An 18,204-nucleotide genomic window follows, 5' to 3' on the forward strand; every position below is an offset into this window, starting at 1 on the left:
CATCAGGCACCGACCGCCTGAACCAATGCATTTATTTTGTCTGGGCGGAAGCCAGACCAATGCTCATCACCTGCGACAATCACGGGAACCTGTTGATAACCCAAAGATTTCACATGGTCTAAAGCTTGTTGATCTTCAGTTAAATCAACAACTTGATAAGTAATTCCTTGTTTATCCAATGCACGATAAGTGGCATTGCACTGGACACAATCGGGTTTACTATAAATAATAATGATCATGATTCGTATTCCTGTTCGATCTTGAGAAAAGGCAAAATTAGCAGACTATTAGTATCTCTCGACTACCTGCCCCGATTATCAACCTCGATTTCATTCTCGCAGGCGATAAATCAAATACTATATCTAGTGTTTATTTAATTCAACCACACTATATGTAGTAATTTGATCAGGGGTAGGGGGAACTCAGAGACAAGACCGCCAGCACGGGGCTGGCGGTAGAGTTTGATGATAGTCAGCAGGATAAAAATATTTATAGCGCAGGATTTTGGTGGGAATGACTATTTACTAACACGGACGTTTTACTGGCGCAGGCTAACGGCTAATCGATTAAAAGCATTCATAATGCTGATAGCGAAAGTTAAGTCAGAAATTTGGGCATCAGAAAAATGCGCTTTTAAAGCATTAAATGTGCTGTCAGGTGTGCCGCTGGTGGTGATGTGAGTCACTGCTTCCGCCCAATCCAATGCCGCGCGCTCAGTTTCACTAAACAGATTACTGAGCCGCCAGCCAGCGATGACATCCATTTTGGCGTTGTCGAAACCATGATCGCGCAAGAACTTGCCATGCATATCCAGGCAAAATGCACAGCCATTAATTTGTGATACTCGCATAAAAATCAATTCAATCAGCGTTTTTGGCAACGAACTTTTATCGAGTGACATAGAGGCGCTGACCAGCGCTTTGTAGGTGACTGGCGAGAGTTCGGAAAAATAAAGACGTTGTTCAACCATGATATTTACCTGTGATGTTGGCTCTGCAATGGATGCTACTCTAGCAATACTATGGCCTATACTATAGGGCCATAAATGACTTATTTTAGTGGGCCATGATGAAAGCATTTTCACATCTGTTTAAGCTGGATCGCCAACATAAAGAACCCGTATATCGTCAGATTTATCAGCGGATTAAAGATGCAATAGTTCAGGGCACACTGCTGCCAGATACGCGCTTGCCCTCAGTGAGAGTGCTGGCCAGCGAGGTGGGCGTGGCGCGGGGAACAGTGGAAAATGCCTATGCACAATTAATTGCCGAAGGCTTTTTACAAAGCCGTGGGCAGGGGGGGACTTATGTTTCCGCTCAATTACTCGATGCTCCTCTACTTCCCCTAAATATGGTTGAACAATGCGAGCAACCGATTGTGGTTAATCATTCTTTATCCGCCGACCGTATGATGGCGCGGCCCTTCCAACTGGGGCTACCGGCGCTGGATGCTTTCCCACGGGCGCAATGGGGGCGGCTGATGAGCAAACAGTTGCATAACCTGACCGCCACCTCTCTCGGACACCCTCCCGCGGCCGGATTACCGGCTTTACGTGAGGCAATCGCCCATTATTTGCAGTTATCTCGAGGATTTAGCTGCCAAGCTGAACAGGTATTTATTTGTTCGGGTTATCAGTCATTGCTGGATCTTGTGGTCAATACGGTATTGAAACCGGGCGATCGCGGTTGGCTGGAGAACCCCGGATATCCCGCCACTCAGCAATTGATCCGCGAGGCTGGGCTTCTTCCGCACCCGGTCAATGTCGACAGTGATGGCATGGATGTGATGGCCGCAATCAATGATTGCCCAAATGCACGCTTCGCTATCATCACTCCGGCGCATCAAAGCCCACTGGGTGTGGCGCTCAGTTTAGCGCGGCGTATTGCTCTGCTGGAGTGGGCAGAGCAACAGCAATCTTGGATAGTTGAGGATGACTATGACAGTGAGTTTCGCTATCAGGGGCGGCCACTTCCTCCATTGAAAAGCCTGGATAGACACGGGAGAGTGCTTTACGCCGGTACATTCAGTAAGGTGATGTTTCCTGCGCTAAGGCTGGCCTACCTAGTGGTGCCACCTGAGCAGGTGGCTGTTTTTAATCACCGCTGCCAATTGCGCAGCTGTGCCAGCCCGCCACTGATACAGGCCAGTGTGGCGGAGTTTATTCATCAGGGGCACTTTTACCGCCATCTTAAACGTATGCGCCATTTGTATGCTGAGCGCCGTGAAATGCTGGCAGCTAGTCTAATGCGCCAATTGGCGGGGGTTATAGATGTTGAACAACAGGCGGGCGGAATTCAATTGTTGGCTCGGCTGGATCGGCGTTTTTCCGACAGCATGGTTGCTGCGCGCGCACAGCGCCAAGGGTTGGCGATTGAAGCCGTGTCAGACTGGGCATTGGAAAGAAACAGCCGGGTGGATAATGCACTGCTGATGGGGTTTACCAATTTTATTTCTGAAGCTGAGGTCGACAAACAGGTCGCTAACTTGGCGAAAGTGATTTTAGCGGGAGCATAAGATATCGGCGTCATAAAAACCTAGCCCGCCGTGAATATCACCCGGGCCACCGATAAACAAACAGCAAAACCACCGTAGACACAGCAATGAGGGTGGTGGGCTGTGGGTTTATCGGCCAGCAAAAAGATATCAGCGGCGAGTCAGCAGCACACCCAGTACCAGGCCTATAGCAGCACCAATACCGACACCTTGCCAAGGTTTATTATGTACATAACTATCGGCATTACCGGCAACATCACGCGCACGTTGCTTCAAACTGGTCGAGCCGCTGAAACGCGCTCGGGCATCGCGTAAGACCCCTTCAGCATTGTGGCGCACCTTAGTAAGTTCCTCTTTTGTTTTGTCACTTGATGAGCGCAAAACATCGTCGAGAGTATCCGCCAGAAGGGTAACGTCCTGATCGAGATCTCTTTCCACTTTTTCTGATTTCCTGAACATTTGACTCTCCGTTCTGTTTGATGAACATTAAGCATAGACCATCACAGCATCGGTACTCAGCTTCAGGAGTCATCCGAATAGGCAATAAACAGTAAGAACATGCTTTGTACATTTGGTTACTCAGCGAAACCAATCACTCACGGAAAGAAAAAATCCATTCCTCTATGATTCTTCCAACGGCCCCACCGGGGGCTTAGCGAAACAAACTCTGAGGATTTTAAAATGAAAAAAGTATTAGCGCTGATCGTTGCTGCAACCATGGGTCTGTCTTCTGTTGCTTTCGCTGCCGAAACAACTGCGGCCGCTACAGCAGCACCAGCTGCAACCAGCACCACTGCTGCTGCTCCAGTTGCAGAAAAAGCTGCACCAGCTAAAGCAACTCATCACAAAAAACACAAAGCAACTAAACAAACTACCGAGCAAAAAGCACAAGCAGCTAAGAAACACGAGAAAAAAGCACCAGCTCAAAAAGCACAAGCCGCTAAAAAACACCATAAAGCCGCTAAAAAATCAGTAACTGCGCCAGCTGCATAATAACGCCGGAAGGCGGGCGATATTGCCCCGCACAGTCGAGCCAACTTTAGACACCCGGTTAATACCGGGTGTCTTTTTTTATAGGCTAATCATCATGATCAATCGCTATCTGTTCGAACTAATTTTCAGTGTGATCACACTGTGTGGTGTATCACTCGCCTGTGCGCTGTTTCTCACCGATTCGGTCATCTAACATCAAGGCAAAATATGCTGCCGATACAGATAGGTTATGATTTGCTGCACGGTTTGTTGATGCAATTTTTCCCATTTCGCCGCCCAGATTCAGTGACTCATTGGGGGTAATAAAATAGTAGGCGTCAATCAATAGCAAGGGGGCGGTGCTGCATTCTCTCTGACGTTGTTCAGTGTCGCATTTGTCGGGATCCGGCTGTTATTCAGCAATAGTATTGACCGTCATGGTGGTTTGAAAGTGACTGTGGTTTCTTTCCTGATAGAAATCGTCGGTTTGTTACTGATTTGGGGGGCGGCATTGATTGTGGCTTTCGGAGTATTGCTCATACTGCGGTTATTACAGCAACAACAGCGCCGAGATAACGCCATCCGGCTTGATGGCGTGTAGACTATTCTGAAATAGTCGGTTTGAGCCAATAAAGACGTGGTTTCCCTTATTTATTACGGTAAGGTCGCTCAATAGTAGTTAAAAAAAGGGGAAACACATGTATTTGCGGCCAGATGAAGTGGCTAGAGTCCTGGAGAGTGCTGGCTTTATGCGGGATTATACGGTTGATCAGGCTTACGGTTATCGGAAAGCGGAGCATTACGTTTATGTCAACCGAGAAGCCCGCATGGGCAGGACAGCATTAATTATCCACCCAGCGAAAAAAGAGAAAAGTTTGTTGTTTGCCACACCCACGGCAACACTTCGTATCAGTGAGAAGTATCCCGAGTTTCCGCTTTATCTTGCTGGGGAAACCGAAGATCGCTACGGTATTGCCCACGGTTTTAGCTCAAGAGAAATGTTATTGCGCTACCTGAACAGTATGTTCCCGTAAATTTTTCCTATCCTTGCCGCACTCTATTTCAGCGCGCCGTAATGCCATCATTAATGCAGCACGGCGTCGGCTTCTTGGTTAAATTGCAGATTATAATTGCGGCGAAATTGCGCTAATTCAAAGGCATCCAAATCCAACTCAGCAAAATAGAACAAAGCCGCTTCAGTATGTTCGGCTGTTAGCATGGGGGAGATATGCGAGCGAACCAGCGTATTTCGCCATTGCATCACATTTTCGTCGGAAGGGTCTTTGATAAAGGTTTGGTAGATAAAGACCAGATAAGCCGCCTTTCTGACATCTTCGGCATAACCATTGCTGGTGGAGCGAATAAACATTTGTGTTTGACGCTGCCCCATTTCTTGCAGCATTGATTCAATATAAATTGGTTTTATCTTCAGTAAATTAGCCAGCGTATCCACGGCTTTGCGAGTATCTGAGGTCATTACACGATAACCCACAATAAAAACCACGATTAAAACAGCAATAATTATCCACGTCATGTAGTGTTTCTTTGCGCCATAAAAGGTGAAATTGACAACGTAAAATTATCTGGCTGTTAAATCGCCGTCCTCGATAAATCAACGAAATGATTACTGATTATTGCCACTGAAATTATCACTATTTTTCTGCTGATTATTCAGATGGTGGTTAAACGCGGCGGCATCTTTCGCTAGCGCATCCAGGTGAGCACCCAGCATTTTGATCTGCCTGACCAGAGAATGTTGCTCGGGCAAGGTATTCGCGGTGTTAAGCTTTCTCAGTAGCATGTCATTTTTAGCACGCAATGCTGTTTCCCGCGCTTTTGACTGCTCCAGCTCATGTTGCAGCGCGTTGTAACTTGCCTGCCATGTCTGATGTTGCTTTTCAAAAGTTGACTGCAACTCACTCATTGCATTAAGAAACTTGGTTTCAATCTCACGCATTATCATTGCTTTTCCTTTATGACGGCTTCCGATTTTCAGTGGCAGTATAGCGAAATCTGAGCATAACCTCACCCGCTAGAATGTGTCTTTCATTGCAGGTATTAGCAACATAACTGTGATGTTTTATCACAATTTTTTTTAATCTTTCATTAATCCATGAAATAAATAAGCCTTGCTATTAATGTCTTAGCATGCGTTAATACTTCCATCGGTTTGTGGTACAGACCTATTTATGTAAGCCATTTAAGTAAAGCAGTTCCTAGTTAAAGCGATATTTTTAGACATCACTTCTCCGACGAATTTCCTTCTTTAGTGCCCCCATAAGTAACTCTTGATAAACAGACCTCAATTGCCACGTATTGGCACAAAATAATGAAGGAAATATCTCTATGTCTACTAAAATGACTGGTTTAGTAAAATGGTTTGATGCAGGTAAAGGTTTTGGTTTTATTTCTCCAGCAGACGGCAGCAAAGATGTATTCGTACATTTCTCTGCAATCCAAGGTACTGATTACAAAACTCTTGATGAAGGCCAGAACGTAGAGTTCAGCATCGAGCAAGGCCAGAAAGGCCCTTCAGCTGTAAACGTAATCGCACTGTAATTTACACTGCTGTAATACACGTTTCGCTGTAATAGAAAGCCACGTTCTTAGTTGAATGTGGCTTTTTTATTATTCCGAATATTTAAACTGCCGCCGATATACTGCGGGTGTGATCCCCACTATTTGGCGAAATGCATTTCTAAAACCTTCAATAGTCTGAAATCCACAATGTTCGGCGATACCTGCAATATTGATTTGATCCCTTTCCAATAATTCCTTCGCTCTATGCATTCTCTCGTGTTGTAACCAAACTTTAGGGGTTTGGCCGGTTGCCAGATAAAAATGCCGTAAAAAGGTTCTTTCACTGAGCGCCAACTGTGCCGCCATCTGATTAATTGACCAATTTTCATCCAGACTTTCGCGTACTTTCTCCATCAATTTCGCCATATCGCGGTGAGTTTCTTTGACGACCGGCGTGGGAATAAATTGCTGTTGTCCCCCCCGGCGTTGCGGGGCCATCACTAACCGCCGAGCCACCTGATTGGCGATTTGGGTACCAAAGTCACGGGTGATCAGATGTAAGCAGGCGTCGATACCGGCGCTGCTACCTGCCGAGGTAATAATTTGTCCTTCATCGACATACAGTACATTCGCATCGACACGAATATCGGGATAATGCTGCGCCAGATAGTCGGTGTAGCGCCAATGTGTAGTGGCGCTTTTATCGCGTAATAACCCCGCCGCTGCCAGCACAAAAACACCGGAACAGATAGAAATAATACGTGCGCCGCGTGCGAACGCTTGCTGTAATGCATCAATTAGCGCCGGTGAAGGATGGGCGTCAGGGCTGCGCCAGCCGGGGATCACAATGGTTTTAGCCTGTTCCAGCAAGGCTATCCCGGCATCAACTTGAATGTGTAAACGACCATTGGCCGTGGAAATATGTTTATCGACACCAACCACTTGATGCTGATACCAAGGGAAATCAAATTCTGGGCGAGCCAGACCGAATATTTCCTGCGCAATACCGAACTCAAACAAGCACAGTCCATCATAAGCCAAGGTCGCGACCAGACCGGGATCTTGTTTCACACCATGGGAAGCTAAATGATTCATTGGCGGATCTCAGTGGTTTATTGTCATTTCTGCCACTGTAATTGGCTTATATTATTTCATAAAGTGATGCTTCAAAATATTTAATGGAGACATCATATGAGCAGCTTAGTGAGCCAGACTCCCCCGGCCTCTCCTGACCGGGCATTGCAGCACTTTTCTCAGCGTTTGGTATTTGAAACTGATTGCTCGGATGTATACACCAGCCAGCAACAGGGGACAGTGGACTTTGTTTTGGTCGATGTGCGCAATGAGGCCGCATTTGCATCGGCACATGTGCCGGGCGCTATCAATATTCCCCACCGATTAATGGATGCAACTTTGCTTTCTCATTATCCAATAGAAACTTTATTTGTCATTTATTGCGCCGGGCCACATTGCAACGGTGTTCACCGTGCGGCGGTCAAACTTAGCCAATATGGTTATAGGGTTAAAGAGATGATCGGCGGGGTGACGGGATGGCGCGATGAGGGGCTATCTTTGAATGATTTGGCTGATAAAATCGGTGATACAGCTAGCTGTGGTTGCCATCTTTGAATTTGCCTCTCTTTCTTGTGAATCGCTGTCATTATCACTATTATTCTTGGCACTTATTATGGAGTAGCTGGTAGAGTAGTCGCGGTTTAGTTCATTTCGGTAATTCAGTATGCGCTCTGTTTATCTGTGGGTGGTCGTGGTGGCAATTATCATCACTGCGTTGGTATCACAATTCAGCTTCTTTTTCATTGAGCCTCAGGCGAATGTTAATGAAGGGAAAGTTCTGGTGCTCAAACGAACTCCAAAAATGGGTTTTATTGATAGCCCTCGGGGTTATTGTCAGCGCGAATATCCCACCGAAGACTCGATACACTGCGAGTCGAGAGTTTTACCTCCACTATTGGAAAGTACCCATGCTATTTATGAACTGCCATTTAGTGATTATTTTTACGAAATGACATATCAAACTCCACAGTAAACTTTTCTATCAATAGCCCTAAACCCAATATATTCGCGCTATATTAATATTTTTAATATAAGTCACTATTAAATAGTTTCATTATGTTAATATTTATTACTAACAGATTAATCCGAGCGAAATTGGGGACTTTTCCTGTCTTTCAAATATTCATACCTCCAGAGTCAGTCTTTTGTATTCAGTTGACCGTTAGAATTCTTTTTGAGCAATTTGATGGTTATTTTTTGTTCAATTGAGTGGAGGGGAATAAAAGATAATTGCTTTCAGATTAGGCACTAAAGACATTTCTATACTCAAGAATGTCTACTTAATCACTCTCTTCTCATTCCGGCTATGATAACTTTCAATTAGTGGATAATCGTGTGTCGCCGGGGCTAATTTTATTATTTCGTGCTCTTGCTGATTATTTTGAATAAATGACGATAGCCAAAGGAATTGAGATGTCATTCATCACTTCGATTACCCCCCTAACTAGTAAGTAGCCTAACTAATAGGTCGAGTCTCTTGGTTTGGGGTGACTAATAGGCAAATGTTGTTGCTAATTCGCAGGAGAAAGATTATTCCTACCCTTTTGATCTCACTGTTTTTTGTGACTTTTATAGATGTAGATCAATTTTATTTATAATGCATTTTATTTCTGCCTTGGTTTTTTTTGATTTCCCTCATCTAAACCTGATATTTGTCACATAAATACTTTAATGCACCAATAAATAAGGTGAAAATTAGTCATTAATGCTAATTGTGGTGTGTATTACCCATATTAATGTTTAGTGCTACGCTTAATTACTTGTTGAATCTTTGTCTGACAGGCAATGCCCTATATTCGCTAGCTAATTTATCAAAGGATGATTCATGTCTAAACGTCTATGGCTCCGAAATACCTTGCTGACAGCCGCTTTATTAAGTGCTTTTTCTGTTCCAGTGAGTGCCACAACTCACACACTACAATTGGCTATCGGTGATGAGCCGACCGAAGGTTTTGACCCCATGCTCGGCTGGAGCCATGGGAGTTATCTGCTGCTGCATAGCCCTTTACTCAAACAAAATGAAGATCTCAGCTGGAATAGTTTTTTGCTGAATGACTATAAAACCAGCAATGACGGCAAAACCTGGACTCTGACACTTAAACCTGACCTCAAATTCTCCGACGGTTCACCTCTGACAGCCAAAGATGTGGTGTTTACTTACAACAATGCGGCGGCCAGCGGCGGCAAAGTTGATATGGGTAACTTCCTTGGCGCAGAAGAAATTGACCCTGTTAATGTTCGTATTCAACTGAAAGCGCCACAAAGCACTTTTGTGAATGTTTTGGGTTCACTGGGTATTGTTTCAGCGGATAAATACGACGCAAAAACCTATGCACAAAAGCCTATTGGTGCTGGCCCCTACCGCCTAGTGAGCTTCCAGCCGGGCCAACAAATGATTGTCGAAGCGAACCCTTACTATTCGGGTAATAAAAATGATTTCGATAAGCTAATTTTTGTTTTCCTTGATGAAGACAGTGCTTTTGCAGCAGCCCAAAGTGGGCAGTTAGGTGTCGTCCGTATTCCTCCATCCATGGCGGTTGGCCCGGTTAATAATATGAAGTTATGGGTCAGGCCAAGTGTAGAAAACCGCGGCATCGTATTCCCGACCCTTCCGGCAGGTAAAAAGGATGCACAGGGTTACCCGATTGGGAATGATGTCACTGCGGATGTCGCGATTCGCCGTGCCATTAACTATACCATCAACCGCCAACTGTTGGCCGACCAAATCATGGAGGGTCATGCAATCCCCGCCTATACCGGCGTGCAGGGTTTGCCATGGAATAATCCGGATTCTGCCATCAAAGATGGTGATATTGAAACAGCCAAACAGATATTGGAGCAAGCTGGTTGGACGCTAAACAGTGCGGGTATCAGAGAGAAAAATGGCGTCCCGGCCAAAATCACACTTTGGTATACCAGCGGGGACACCACTCGCCGCGACTTAGCGCAGGCGATACGTTCCATGCTCAAACCTATCGGTATTGAGGTTGATTTGAAATCCGGTAGTTGGGAAACCGTAGAGCGGAATATGCATGCCAATCCTACCCTGTTTGGTTGGGGAAGCCTCGACCCGATGGAGCTTTATCATCATTACAGCAGCAAAGCGGCGGGTGTGGAATATTATAATCCTGGCTACTATCAGAACCCGGTAGTGGATAAACATCTGCAACAAGCGCTGGATGCCCCAACCTGGCAGCAAGCCGTGCCGTTCTGGCAACAAGTGGATTGGGATGGGACGACCGGTACCGGTATTCGTGGCGATGCGGCATGGGCATGGTTACTGAATATTCAGCATACTTATCTGGCGAATAAATGTGTCGATTTAGGTAAGGGAGCGCCGGAAATCCACGGCTCGTGGTCGCTGCTCAATAGCCTTGATAGCTGGAAATGGACTTGTCAGTAATGAAAGGGTTTTCGCTATTTACTCTGCGTTTAGCTTGCCTGCTGCTGGTTACGGCAGTCGGCACCTTTACGTTACTGAGTTTCTCCCCAGTTGACCCAATCCGCGCCTATATTGGTAGTGATTTGCTGCATGTTCCACCGGAGCAGTATCCACTGATTGCTGCACGTTGGGGGCTGGATTTACCTTTGTGGCAGCGTTTCCTGCACTGGTTTACTCAAGTATTACAAGGGGATTTTGGTTATTCGATGTTGTACAACGCGCCGGTTTCACAAGTCATCGGCGAGCGTTTTGCTACCTCGTTTGCATTGCTATTCTCGGCTTGGTTATTCTCTGGCATTGTCGGGCTATTGATGGGGCTGACGGCGGGGCGCTACCTTAACCGCTGGCCGGATCGTGTGATTTCTAGTTTGTCCTATTTATTAGCGTCATTACCCACTTTTTGGATTGGTTTATTACTGTTGTCATTATTTGCAGTAAAACTGAATTGGGCGCCCATTTGCTGTGCATGGACCCCTGGGAGTAACGCGGAAACCGCCAGTTGGAGTGACAAACTGCACCATCTAATTCTGCCGATGTTGGCCTTAGGATTGTTGGGGGTTGGTAATATTGCGCTACATACCCGCGCCAAAGTGGCCGAAGTGATGAACAGTGAATTTATCCGCTATGCACAAGCGCAAGGGGATAAAGGCTGGCCCTTAGTCAATTTCCATATTTTGCGCCATGCCATTACCCCGGCGCTGTGTCTGCAATTTGCCTCGGTAGGTGAATTATTGGGCGGTTCTTTATTAGCAGAAAAAGTCTTTGCCTACCCAGGGTTAGGGCAGGCGACCATTGATGCCGGGTTACACGGCGATATTCCGTTATTGATGGGGATTGTCATGTTTTGCGCCATCTTGGTCTTTTGTGGGAACAGCATTGCCAATGTGCTGTTACACCGCTTGAATAGAGGGGCTGCGCGGCAATTATGACTTATAACCCAAATCGAGCTTTATTTCGGCTTTTTGTTTCATTAGCGCTATTAACCATTTTAATTATCTATGGCTGGGCGATATACCCTATTGAAATCCCAATGGATTTAATGGCCCGCCGCCAACCGCCGTCATTGGCCTATTGGTTTGGAACTGACAGCTTAGGCCGTGACCTGTGGCTGCGCTGTTTTCAGGGAATGACCACTAGCCTGCAAATTGGCTTGATTGCTGCCTTTGCCAGTGGCTTGTTGGCGATGATTACTGCCAGTTTATGTTCAATAAATAAAACATTGGATTATCTGATTCGTGGGTTGGTTGACAGTATGTTGGCCCTGCCGCATTTACTGTTATTGGTGCTGATTTGCTTCACTTTAGGGGGAGGGAAGCACGGCGTTATTTTGGCGGTGGCATTAACCCACTGGCCGAAACTGGCCTTGATTTTGCGCGCCGAGATTTTGCGTATTCGTGAAACTGACTATGTAATGCTTTCACATCGTTTAGGTAACAGTAATTTCTACCGTTGGCGTCATCATCTGCTACCGTTATTACTGCCACAGTGGATTGTTGGCACGCTGCTGATGTTCCCCCATGCAGTGTTACACAGCGCGGCACTCAGTTTCTTGGGGTTTGGGTTGTCACCTCATGAGCCGTCGTTGGGGATTTTATTGGCCGATGCACTTCGTTATTTGAGCAGTGGTGCATGGTGGCTAGCATTTTTCCCAGGTCTGATTTTGGTCGGGTTGGTATTGATATTTGACCAGTTTGCCCGATCACTGCAACAACTCTGGGTGAGGATAGCCTGATGTTGAGATTTTCAAAATTTGCCATTGATGTTGCTCATTATCGTTGGCTTGGTCGAAAAAGCTGGCACCCTTTACTGAGTAATATTTCTTTGGAGGTGAACCCTGGGGAGTTAGTCGCGCTTGTCGGCGGCAGTGGTGAGGGTAAAAGTCTGCTCTTGCAAAGTGCGCTGGGGTTGTTGCCAGAAAACATGCGTTGCCGTGGCGAGATTATTCTGGATGGCGACGTTTTGTGCGCGCAAGACAAAATTGAGCGGCGCGGCAAAACATTATGTTATGTCCCTCAAGGGGTTAGTGCTTTGAACCCCCTGATAAAAGTGGGGTCGCAAATGACCCGTGCAGCACAACTCAGTGGCGTAAAACTGCGGCTGGAAGATGTCGCGATGCAACTACAAACCTATAATCTCGCACCGGGGTTGATACATGACTTTCCGCGCCAACTTTCTGGCGGCATGGCAAAACGGGTACTGACCAGTTGTGCAACCCTGACCCATGCTCGCTATATTCTGGCTGATGAAGTGACTTCATGGTTGGATGATGAGCACGCCTGCCAACTACTGACCCATTTGCGCGCTTTTTGCCAGCAAGGGCGGGGGATTTTATGGGTCACTCATGATTTGGCGCTGGCAGCGCGGTTTGCCGATAAAATTGCGGTGTTACATAAAGGTGAATTGCACGAAACATTGAGTGCCGATGAGCTGAAAAATAACGGCGGTAGCCCGTGGTTGCAATCACTATGGGCGGCATTGCCGGAGCAGCAATTTGTCAGCCAGCCGATATCGCCAGTGGAGGTGGCAGAATATGTTTAGTGTCGACCACCTGACTATTGATCAAGGGGGAAAACGGCTGTGGGATTCGGTCTCATTTTCGTTGAAACCGGGAGAGCGATTGGGGATTTCAGCACCCAGTGGTTTTGGTAAAACCACCTTGGGGCGGGTGTTGGCACAATGGCAATCGGCAATATCAGGGCAAATTTTAATCAATGGCGCGCCACTGGCTAAAAAGGGTTATTGCCCTGTTCAATTAGTACCTCAGCATCCTGAACAAAGCTTCAATCCTTATCGGACAACAGGTGAGAGTTTGCATGATGCCTGGCGGCCTGATGCACAGTGGCTTGAGCGAATGGTGGTTAATCCGGTTTGGCTAAAACGGCGGCCTGATGAATTATCTGGCGGGGAATTAGCCCGCATTGCCCTGTTGAGAGCTTTGGATCCCCGAACCCGTTATTTGATTGCCGATGAAGTCACCGCGCAATTAGATGCCCATGTTCAAGCACAAATTTGGCTAGTTTTATTGGAGGAGGCCGCCCGCCGCCCGTTAGGATTAATTGTTTTCAGCCACAATAAATCCCTATTGGAGAAAGTCTGCTCACGTATATGGATACCTGAAAGAGAGCATGAAAAACCGCCTTATTCGCGGCCAGAGCTAAATCCTCATCTCGGTTTGTCCATGATAAAAACAGGCTGAATTCGGTGATCATTAATGGGAGGTAAATAAAAAATCTACAATAAAGTAATAATGGTTGACTGAATAAGTAGTTTTTATAGACATAAAATTAAAAATATCTTGACTAGGGTCATGTTATTTTTAAATAGTTAAAACTGTTATCTGCCAGATAGGAGGAGTAACTGTTAACATAGCGGATAGATAAGGTTTTATCATTGAGATGATGTGCCGGTAAATATTCATTTGTAATGAGTGTAAACTTAATTCCAGAGTATTTCTAATGTTGGGGTGTGTTTTTATACATCATTTTACAAGGTTGATATTCCTTGTGATTTATCCTGCTTGCTTTTTATCCTAAATATTTCTTTAGCATAAACCCTCTATTTAAATTCCATGAAAACTTCATTCGCGACAAATATAAACTAATAGAAAATTTAATATATCATATTGATTTTATACGGTTATTTTTTTGTTTCTTTGTGTTTTACACGTCAATTTTTATTAAGTTTTCAATTAGTAATGAATTTTTCAGGTTTTGGTCTATATTGGTTAGAGATGATTTTTTTATAGCAAAATATTGATTTATAGACATCTCTGCTACAAAAAAATAGACCGAAACTAGGTGTTGAATACAGGGATTTAGTAGCTATGACATTAGCTATAGAACGCAAACGATTAATCGATTTTCCTCTGTATCTTTCACTATGGATAAAGGCAGTTATTCTTTTCTGTTTTAGTAAAAAATTATTAATGAACACTCTTTTACTATTGATTGAGATAACTAAAAGCGGTAAAAAACACCTATCCGAACAAATCATCATACAAATAAATCTGACGGGATAACCCGACTAACACAGTTGTGATTCTCAACTGTGCCACTGCGGTTATTGGTCGTCTTCAGTTGGTTGTTTTTCTCACTTTCACTTTTTTAACACGATACAGGAGGGCTTATGCAGCTCACCCCAAGAGAAGTTGAAAAGCTCATGATCTACACGCTGTCTGATGTGGCGTTCAAACGCAAAGCGCGTGGCTTGAAACTCAATTATCCGGAGGCCGTTTCTATTATCACAGTGACTGCAATGGAAGGGGCCAGAGATGGCAAATCTGTAGAAGATGTGATGAAAGAAGCCAGTAAAGTTCTCACAAAAGACGATGTGATGGACGGCGTGGCTGATTTGATTCCAAATGTTCAGGTTGAAGCAATTTTCACCGACGGTAGCCGTTTGGTCACGGTGCACGACCCCATTAAATGAATGACGGCAGCATGCGAGTAAAACCTGAACTGAACATTGCAGAGGATTAAAGCATGAGCACAAAAACAAATACCACAAAGGCAAGTACCGCAAAGGCAACGAGCACAAAGACGAACAGAGGAACGAAATCAAGTACCGCTTATTCAGAACAAAATACCCCGCTCGGTGGCTGCATTTTAGCTGATACGCCGATCACCTTTAATGAGAATAAGCCTGTTACTAAAGTGAAGGTCCGTAACACTGGTGACCGGCCAATCCAAATTGGCTCACATTTCCACTTTTTTGAAGTTAACCGCGCTCTGGAGTTTGACCGTGCTGCGGCTTACGGAAAAAGACTGAATATCTCTTCAACAACTGCAATCCGTTTTGAACCCGGTGATGAAACCGAAGTTCCGCTGATCCCTTTCGGTGGCAAGCAAACACTGTATGGCTTTAATAACCTGGTGGATGGTTGGACCGGTGAGGGCGTGGTGCCTAATAGCGAACGCCCGGATAAGCTCGAAGCTATCCGCCGCGCGGCTGAGCGCGGTTTCAAATCGTCTAAATGACACTTTATTTCAATAAAAATCATCGAAATTCGCATACGTGTATTTAGTTATAAAACTATTTAGCTAACAACTACACGCACCGGAAAAGGAGCGACAGATGCCTCAAATTTCTCGGCAAGAATACGCGGGTCTATTTGGCCCAACGACGGGCGATAAAATCCGTTTGGGTGATACCAATCTGTTTATCGAAATCGAAAAAGACCTACGTGGATATGGTGAAGAGTCAGTTTACGGCGGGGGTAAGTCATTACGCGATGGGATGGGCGCCAATAACCATCTAACCCGTGATAATGGCGTACTGGATTTAGTGATAACCAACGTCACTATTGTTGATGCCCGCTTAGGGGTGATTAAAGCTGACGTTGGCATCCGTGATGGCAAAATTGCCGGGATAGGTAAAAGCGGCAACCCAGGCGTGATGGATGGCGTGACACCTGGCATGGTGGTGGGCGTCAGCACTGATGCTATTTCCGGTGAACATTTGATTCTGACCGCCGCGGGTATTGATAGTCACATTCACTTAATCTCTCCGCAGCAGGCTTACCATGCGCTATCTAATGGCGTGGCGACTTTCTTCGGCGGGGGTATTGGCCCAACCGATGGTACCAATGGGACGACGGTAACACCTGGCCCGTGGAACATCCGCCAGATGCTGCGCTCGGTCGAAGGCCTTCCTGTCAACATCGGTATTCTGGGTAAAGGTAATTCTTACGGCCGTGGCCCATTGATAGAACAGGCGATCGCCGGTGTTGTCGGCTATAAAGTCCACGAAGACTGGGGTGCGACAGCCAATGCGATCCGACATTCATTGCGGATGGCAGATGAGATGGATATTCAGGTTTCGGTACATACCGATAGCCTGAATGAATGTGGTTATGTTGAAGATACCATTGATGCATTCGAAGGCCGCACAATCCATACCTTCCATACTGAAGGTGCGGGTGGGGGCCATGCGCCGGATATCATTCGCGTCGCCAGCCAGCCTAACGTACTGCCAAGTTCGACTAACCCAACCCTGCCGTATGGGGTTAATAGTCAAGCCGAACTGTTCGACATGATTATGGTGTGTCATAACCTTAACCCGAATGTGCCCGCGGACGTCTCCTTCGCCGAAAGCCGTGTGCGCCCGGAAACCATCGCGGCAGAAAACGTCCTGCACGATATGGGGGTTATCTCCATGTTCTCCAGTGACTCACAAGCCATGGGGCGTGTTGGGGAAAACTGGTTGCGTGTCATGCAAACCGCTAACGCGATGAAAGCATCTCGCGGCAAATTGCCAGAAGATGCGCCGGGCAACGATAATTTCCGCGTCCTGCGTTATGTGGCAAAAATCACTATTAACCCGGCGATTGCGCAAGGTGTTAGCCATGTCATCGGCTCTGTTGAAGTGGGCAAAATGGCCGACCTGGTGCTGTGGGACCCACGTTTCTTCGGCGCTAAACCTAAAATGGTTATCAAAGGTGGCATGATCAACTGGGCGGCGATGGGTGACCCGAACGCATCATTGCCGACGCCACAACCGGTATTCTACCGTCCAATGTTTGGTGCCATGGGTAAAACCATGCAAGACACTTGCGTCACCTTCGTTTCTCAGGCTGCACTGGATGACGGTGTGAAAGAGAAAGCTGGGCTGGATCGTCAGGTTATAGCGGTTAAAAACTGCCGTACCATTTCTAAACATGACTTGGTGCGTAATGACCAAACACCAAACATTGAAGTGGACCCTGAAACCTTTGCGGTGAAAGTGAACGGCGTACATGCCACCTGTGAGCCAATTGAGACCGCGTCAATGAACCAACGCTACTTCTTTGGTTAATGAAAGCTTTGGTTAATGAAAGCTTTGGTTAGTAAAAGCTTTGGCTAACGGATGAGTCTGGATGTAAATCCAGTTCTTAAGTATTCAGCTTGCCCAGGGTAAGTGTCATCTGGCTCAAGGATGGGCCGCGAAAATGGCTGGGATGAGTGGCACATAAACGGATTTTATTACTTTGGGCAACTGGCTTTTGCCAAAAATACAGGCAAGGAGTCAATAACATGATTTTGATAGAGCACATTCTTGGCAATGTGAAAAAAGATCCGATTTGGCAAGAGAAGCTCAAAGACGCCACTTTTGATCTCTTGGTTTTGGATCAACGGGAAGCACAAAAAAGCCGCTGCCGTAAACTCAGCACTCAGGGATTAGATCTCGGTATTTCGCTCGATCGACACGTCGTCCTTGCTGATGGCGATGTGCTGGCATGGGATGAAAAAAACCGTGTCGCCGTAGTGGTGCAAATCAATTTGCGCGATGTCATGGTGATTGACTTGAGTGAACTGAAAAGTCGTTCTCCAGATGAACTGATTAAAACCTGTTTTGAGCTGGGGCATGCACTGGGTAACCAGCACTGGAAAGCGGTAACGAAACATAATGAAGTTTATGTGCCTCTGACGGTAGCCACCACTATGATGGATTCCGTGATGAGAACCCATGGCTTCCAGCATTTACCTTTCCGTTTTGTTAAGGGGGCAGAAATTCTGCCGCTGCTCAGTAATTCTGAAGCGCGCCTGCTATTTGGCGGGGCTGAAGATACCGATACTCATGTTCATGTCGCCAGTCCTTTGGATGAACCCCATGGTTCCGGCTTACATATTCACGCGATTCATTCCCACGGCGATGGGCATTCACATGACCATGACCACAGTCATAGCCACGGCGATCATGACCACGACCATAAACACTGATTCACG

General features: G+C 46.1%; 21 protein-coding genes and 1 pseudogene. 16 read left to right on the forward strand and 6 right to left on the reverse strand.

Translation table 11 applies throughout. The features are described 5' to 3' along the window. Positions 1–2: 2 nt before the first annotated feature. Together DXZ79_RS04890 and DXZ79_RS04895 are read right to left on the reverse strand one after the other, a co-directional pair. Complete coding sequence (locus DXZ79_RS04890) at positions 3–239, reverse strand: redoxin NrdH (RefSeq protein WP_038635744.1); 237 nt, start codon at positions 237–239, stop codon at positions 3–5. 299 nt (positions 240–538) lie between these two features. Continuing rightward, positions 539–970, reverse strand: coding sequence for a carboxymuconolactone decarboxylase family protein (locus tag DXZ79_RS04895; RefSeq protein ID WP_038635740.1), 432 nt, complete (start codon positions 968–970; stop codon positions 539–541). Positions 971–1,065: 95 nt separating this feature from the next. Here DXZ79_RS04895 and pdxR point away from each other — a divergent pair, with 95 nt between their 5' ends. Then, positions 1,066–2,514, forward strand: a complete 1,449-nt coding sequence (pdxR, locus tag DXZ79_RS04900; protein WP_038635737.1) for a MocR-like pyridoxine biosynthesis transcription factor PdxR — start codon at positions 1,066–1,068, stop codon at positions 2,512–2,514. 129 nt (positions 2,515–2,643) lie between these two features. Here the strand turns inward: pdxR and DXZ79_RS04905 are convergent, their stop codons facing one another. Then, on the reverse strand, positions 2,644–2,952 hold the full coding sequence (locus DXZ79_RS04905) for an ElaB/YgaM/YqjD family protein (RefSeq protein ID WP_050291518.1): 309 nt from the start codon (positions 2,950–2,952) through the stop codon (positions 2,644–2,646). A 222-nt stretch (positions 2,953–3,174) separates the two neighbouring features. On the opposite strand from DXZ79_RS04905, the gene asr reads away from it, so the two are divergent. The 3 genes and pseudogenes from asr (at position 3,175) to DXZ79_RS04920 (ending at position 4,499) form a co-directional block, all read left to right on the forward strand. Next, positions 3,175–3,486: an acid resistance repetitive basic protein Asr gene (gene asr / locus DXZ79_RS04910; RefSeq protein ID WP_038635732.1), complete on the forward strand. Its 312-nt coding sequence runs from the start codon at positions 3,175–3,177 to the stop codon at positions 3,484–3,486. 337 nt (positions 3,487–3,823) lie between these two features. Beyond that, positions 3,824–4,066 (forward strand): annotated as a pseudogene (locus DXZ79_RS04915) (hypothetical protein); the annotation flags it as partial. A gap of 97 nt (positions 4,067–4,163) precedes the next feature. Beyond that, positions 4,164–4,499 (forward strand): DUF2002 family protein, encoded by a 336-nt coding sequence (locus DXZ79_RS04920; protein ID WP_038635727.1) that lies wholly within the window; start codon positions 4,164–4,166, stop codon positions 4,497–4,499. A gap of 50 nt (positions 4,500–4,549) precedes the next feature. Here DXZ79_RS04920 and DXZ79_RS04925 read toward each other — a convergent pair whose 3' ends face one another. Then, the gene (locus DXZ79_RS04925; protein WP_004390382.1) at positions 4,550–4,999 is read right to left on the reverse strand and encodes a DUF1198 domain-containing protein; all 450 of its coding nucleotides are present in this window, start codon (positions 4,997–4,999) and stop codon (positions 4,550–4,552) included. A 90-nt stretch (positions 5,000–5,089) separates the two neighbouring features. Continuing rightward, positions 5,090–5,428, reverse strand: coding sequence for an MbeD/MobD family mobilization/exclusion family protein (locus DXZ79_RS04930; protein WP_038635724.1), 339 nt, complete (start codon positions 5,426–5,428; stop codon positions 5,090–5,092). Positions 5,429–5,811: 383 nt separating this feature from the next. Here DXZ79_RS04930 and cspE point away from each other — a divergent pair, with 383 nt between their 5' ends. Next, positions 5,812–6,024: a transcription antiterminator/RNA stability regulator CspE gene (gene cspE, locus DXZ79_RS04935; RefSeq protein ID WP_038635721.1), complete on the forward strand. Its 213-nt coding sequence runs from the start codon at positions 5,812–5,814 to the stop codon at positions 6,022–6,024. Positions 6,025–6,093: 69 nt separating this feature from the next. On the opposite strand, the gene ftrA is transcribed toward cspE, so the two are convergent. Then, positions 6,094–7,080: a transcriptional regulator FtrA gene (gene ftrA, locus DXZ79_RS04940; RefSeq protein ID WP_038635718.1), complete on the reverse strand. Its 987-nt coding sequence runs from the start codon at positions 7,078–7,080 to the stop codon at positions 6,094–6,096. Between the two features lie 96 nt (positions 7,081–7,176). Between ftrA and DXZ79_RS04945 the strand changes: the two genes are divergently transcribed. The 11 genes from DXZ79_RS04945 to ureE all read left to right on the forward strand — a co-directional run bounded on the left by DXZ79_RS04945 (position 7,177) and on the right by ureE (position 18,198). Then, the gene (locus DXZ79_RS04945) at positions 7,177–7,614 is read left to right on the forward strand and encodes a rhodanese-like domain-containing protein (RefSeq protein WP_038635715.1); all 438 of its coding nucleotides are present in this window, start codon (positions 7,177–7,179) and stop codon (positions 7,612–7,614) included. Positions 7,615–7,723: 109 nt separating this feature from the next. Next, positions 7,724–8,032 (forward strand): hypothetical protein, encoded by a 309-nt coding sequence (locus DXZ79_RS04950; protein WP_038635712.1) that lies wholly within the window; start codon positions 7,724–7,726, stop codon positions 8,030–8,032. 852 nt (positions 8,033–8,884) lie between these two features. Further along, the gene (locus tag DXZ79_RS04955) at positions 8,885–10,462 is read left to right on the forward strand and encodes an ABC transporter substrate-binding protein (protein ID WP_038635709.1); all 1,578 of its coding nucleotides are present in this window, start codon (positions 8,885–8,887) and stop codon (positions 10,460–10,462) included. After that, entirely contained in the window at positions 10,462–11,430 is a 969-nt protein-coding gene (locus tag DXZ79_RS04960; RefSeq protein WP_072089037.1) for an ABC transporter permease, read from the forward strand. The genes DXZ79_RS04955 and DXZ79_RS04960 overlap by 1 nt, the downstream gene beginning before the upstream one ends. Continuing rightward, the gene (locus tag DXZ79_RS04965) at positions 11,427–12,233 is read left to right on the forward strand and encodes an ABC transporter permease (RefSeq protein WP_042562330.1); all 807 of its coding nucleotides are present in this window, start codon (positions 11,427–11,429) and stop codon (positions 12,231–12,233) included. Before DXZ79_RS04960 ends, DXZ79_RS04965 begins: the two co-directional genes overlap by 4 nt. Next, the gene (locus DXZ79_RS04970) at positions 12,233–13,039 is read left to right on the forward strand and encodes an ATP-binding cassette domain-containing protein (RefSeq protein WP_120011134.1); all 807 of its coding nucleotides are present in this window, start codon (positions 12,233–12,235) and stop codon (positions 13,037–13,039) included. Before DXZ79_RS04965 ends, DXZ79_RS04970 begins: the two co-directional genes overlap by 1 nt. After that, complete coding sequence (locus DXZ79_RS04975) at positions 13,032–13,697, forward strand: ATP-binding cassette domain-containing protein (RefSeq protein WP_038635700.1); 666 nt, start codon at positions 13,032–13,034, stop codon at positions 13,695–13,697. Before DXZ79_RS04970 ends, DXZ79_RS04975 begins: the two co-directional genes overlap by 8 nt. Positions 13,698–14,626: 929 nt before the next feature. After that, entirely contained in the window at positions 14,627–14,929 is a 303-nt protein-coding gene (locus DXZ79_RS04985) for an urease subunit gamma (protein WP_002215288.1), read from the forward strand. A 53-nt stretch (positions 14,930–14,982) separates the two neighbouring features. After that, complete coding sequence (gene ureB / locus DXZ79_RS04990) at positions 14,983–15,477, forward strand: urease subunit beta (RefSeq protein WP_038635694.1); 495 nt, start codon at positions 14,983–14,985, stop codon at positions 15,475–15,477. Between the two features lie 97 nt (positions 15,478–15,574). Next, on the forward strand, positions 15,575–17,293 hold the full coding sequence (locus tag DXZ79_RS04995) for an urease subunit alpha (protein WP_038635691.1): 1,719 nt from the start codon (positions 15,575–15,577) through the stop codon (positions 17,291–17,293). Between the two features lie 218 nt (positions 17,294–17,511). Continuing rightward, positions 17,512–18,198, forward strand: coding sequence for an urease accessory protein UreE (gene ureE / locus DXZ79_RS05000; protein WP_038635689.1), 687 nt, complete (start codon positions 17,512–17,514; stop codon positions 18,196–18,198). The last annotated feature ends 6 nt before the right edge of the window (positions 18,199–18,204 follow it).

The organism is Yersinia rochesterensis, assembly GCF_003600645.1.
GTDB lineage: Bacteria > Pseudomonadota > Gammaproteobacteria > Enterobacterales > Enterobacteriaceae > Yersinia > Yersinia rochesterensis.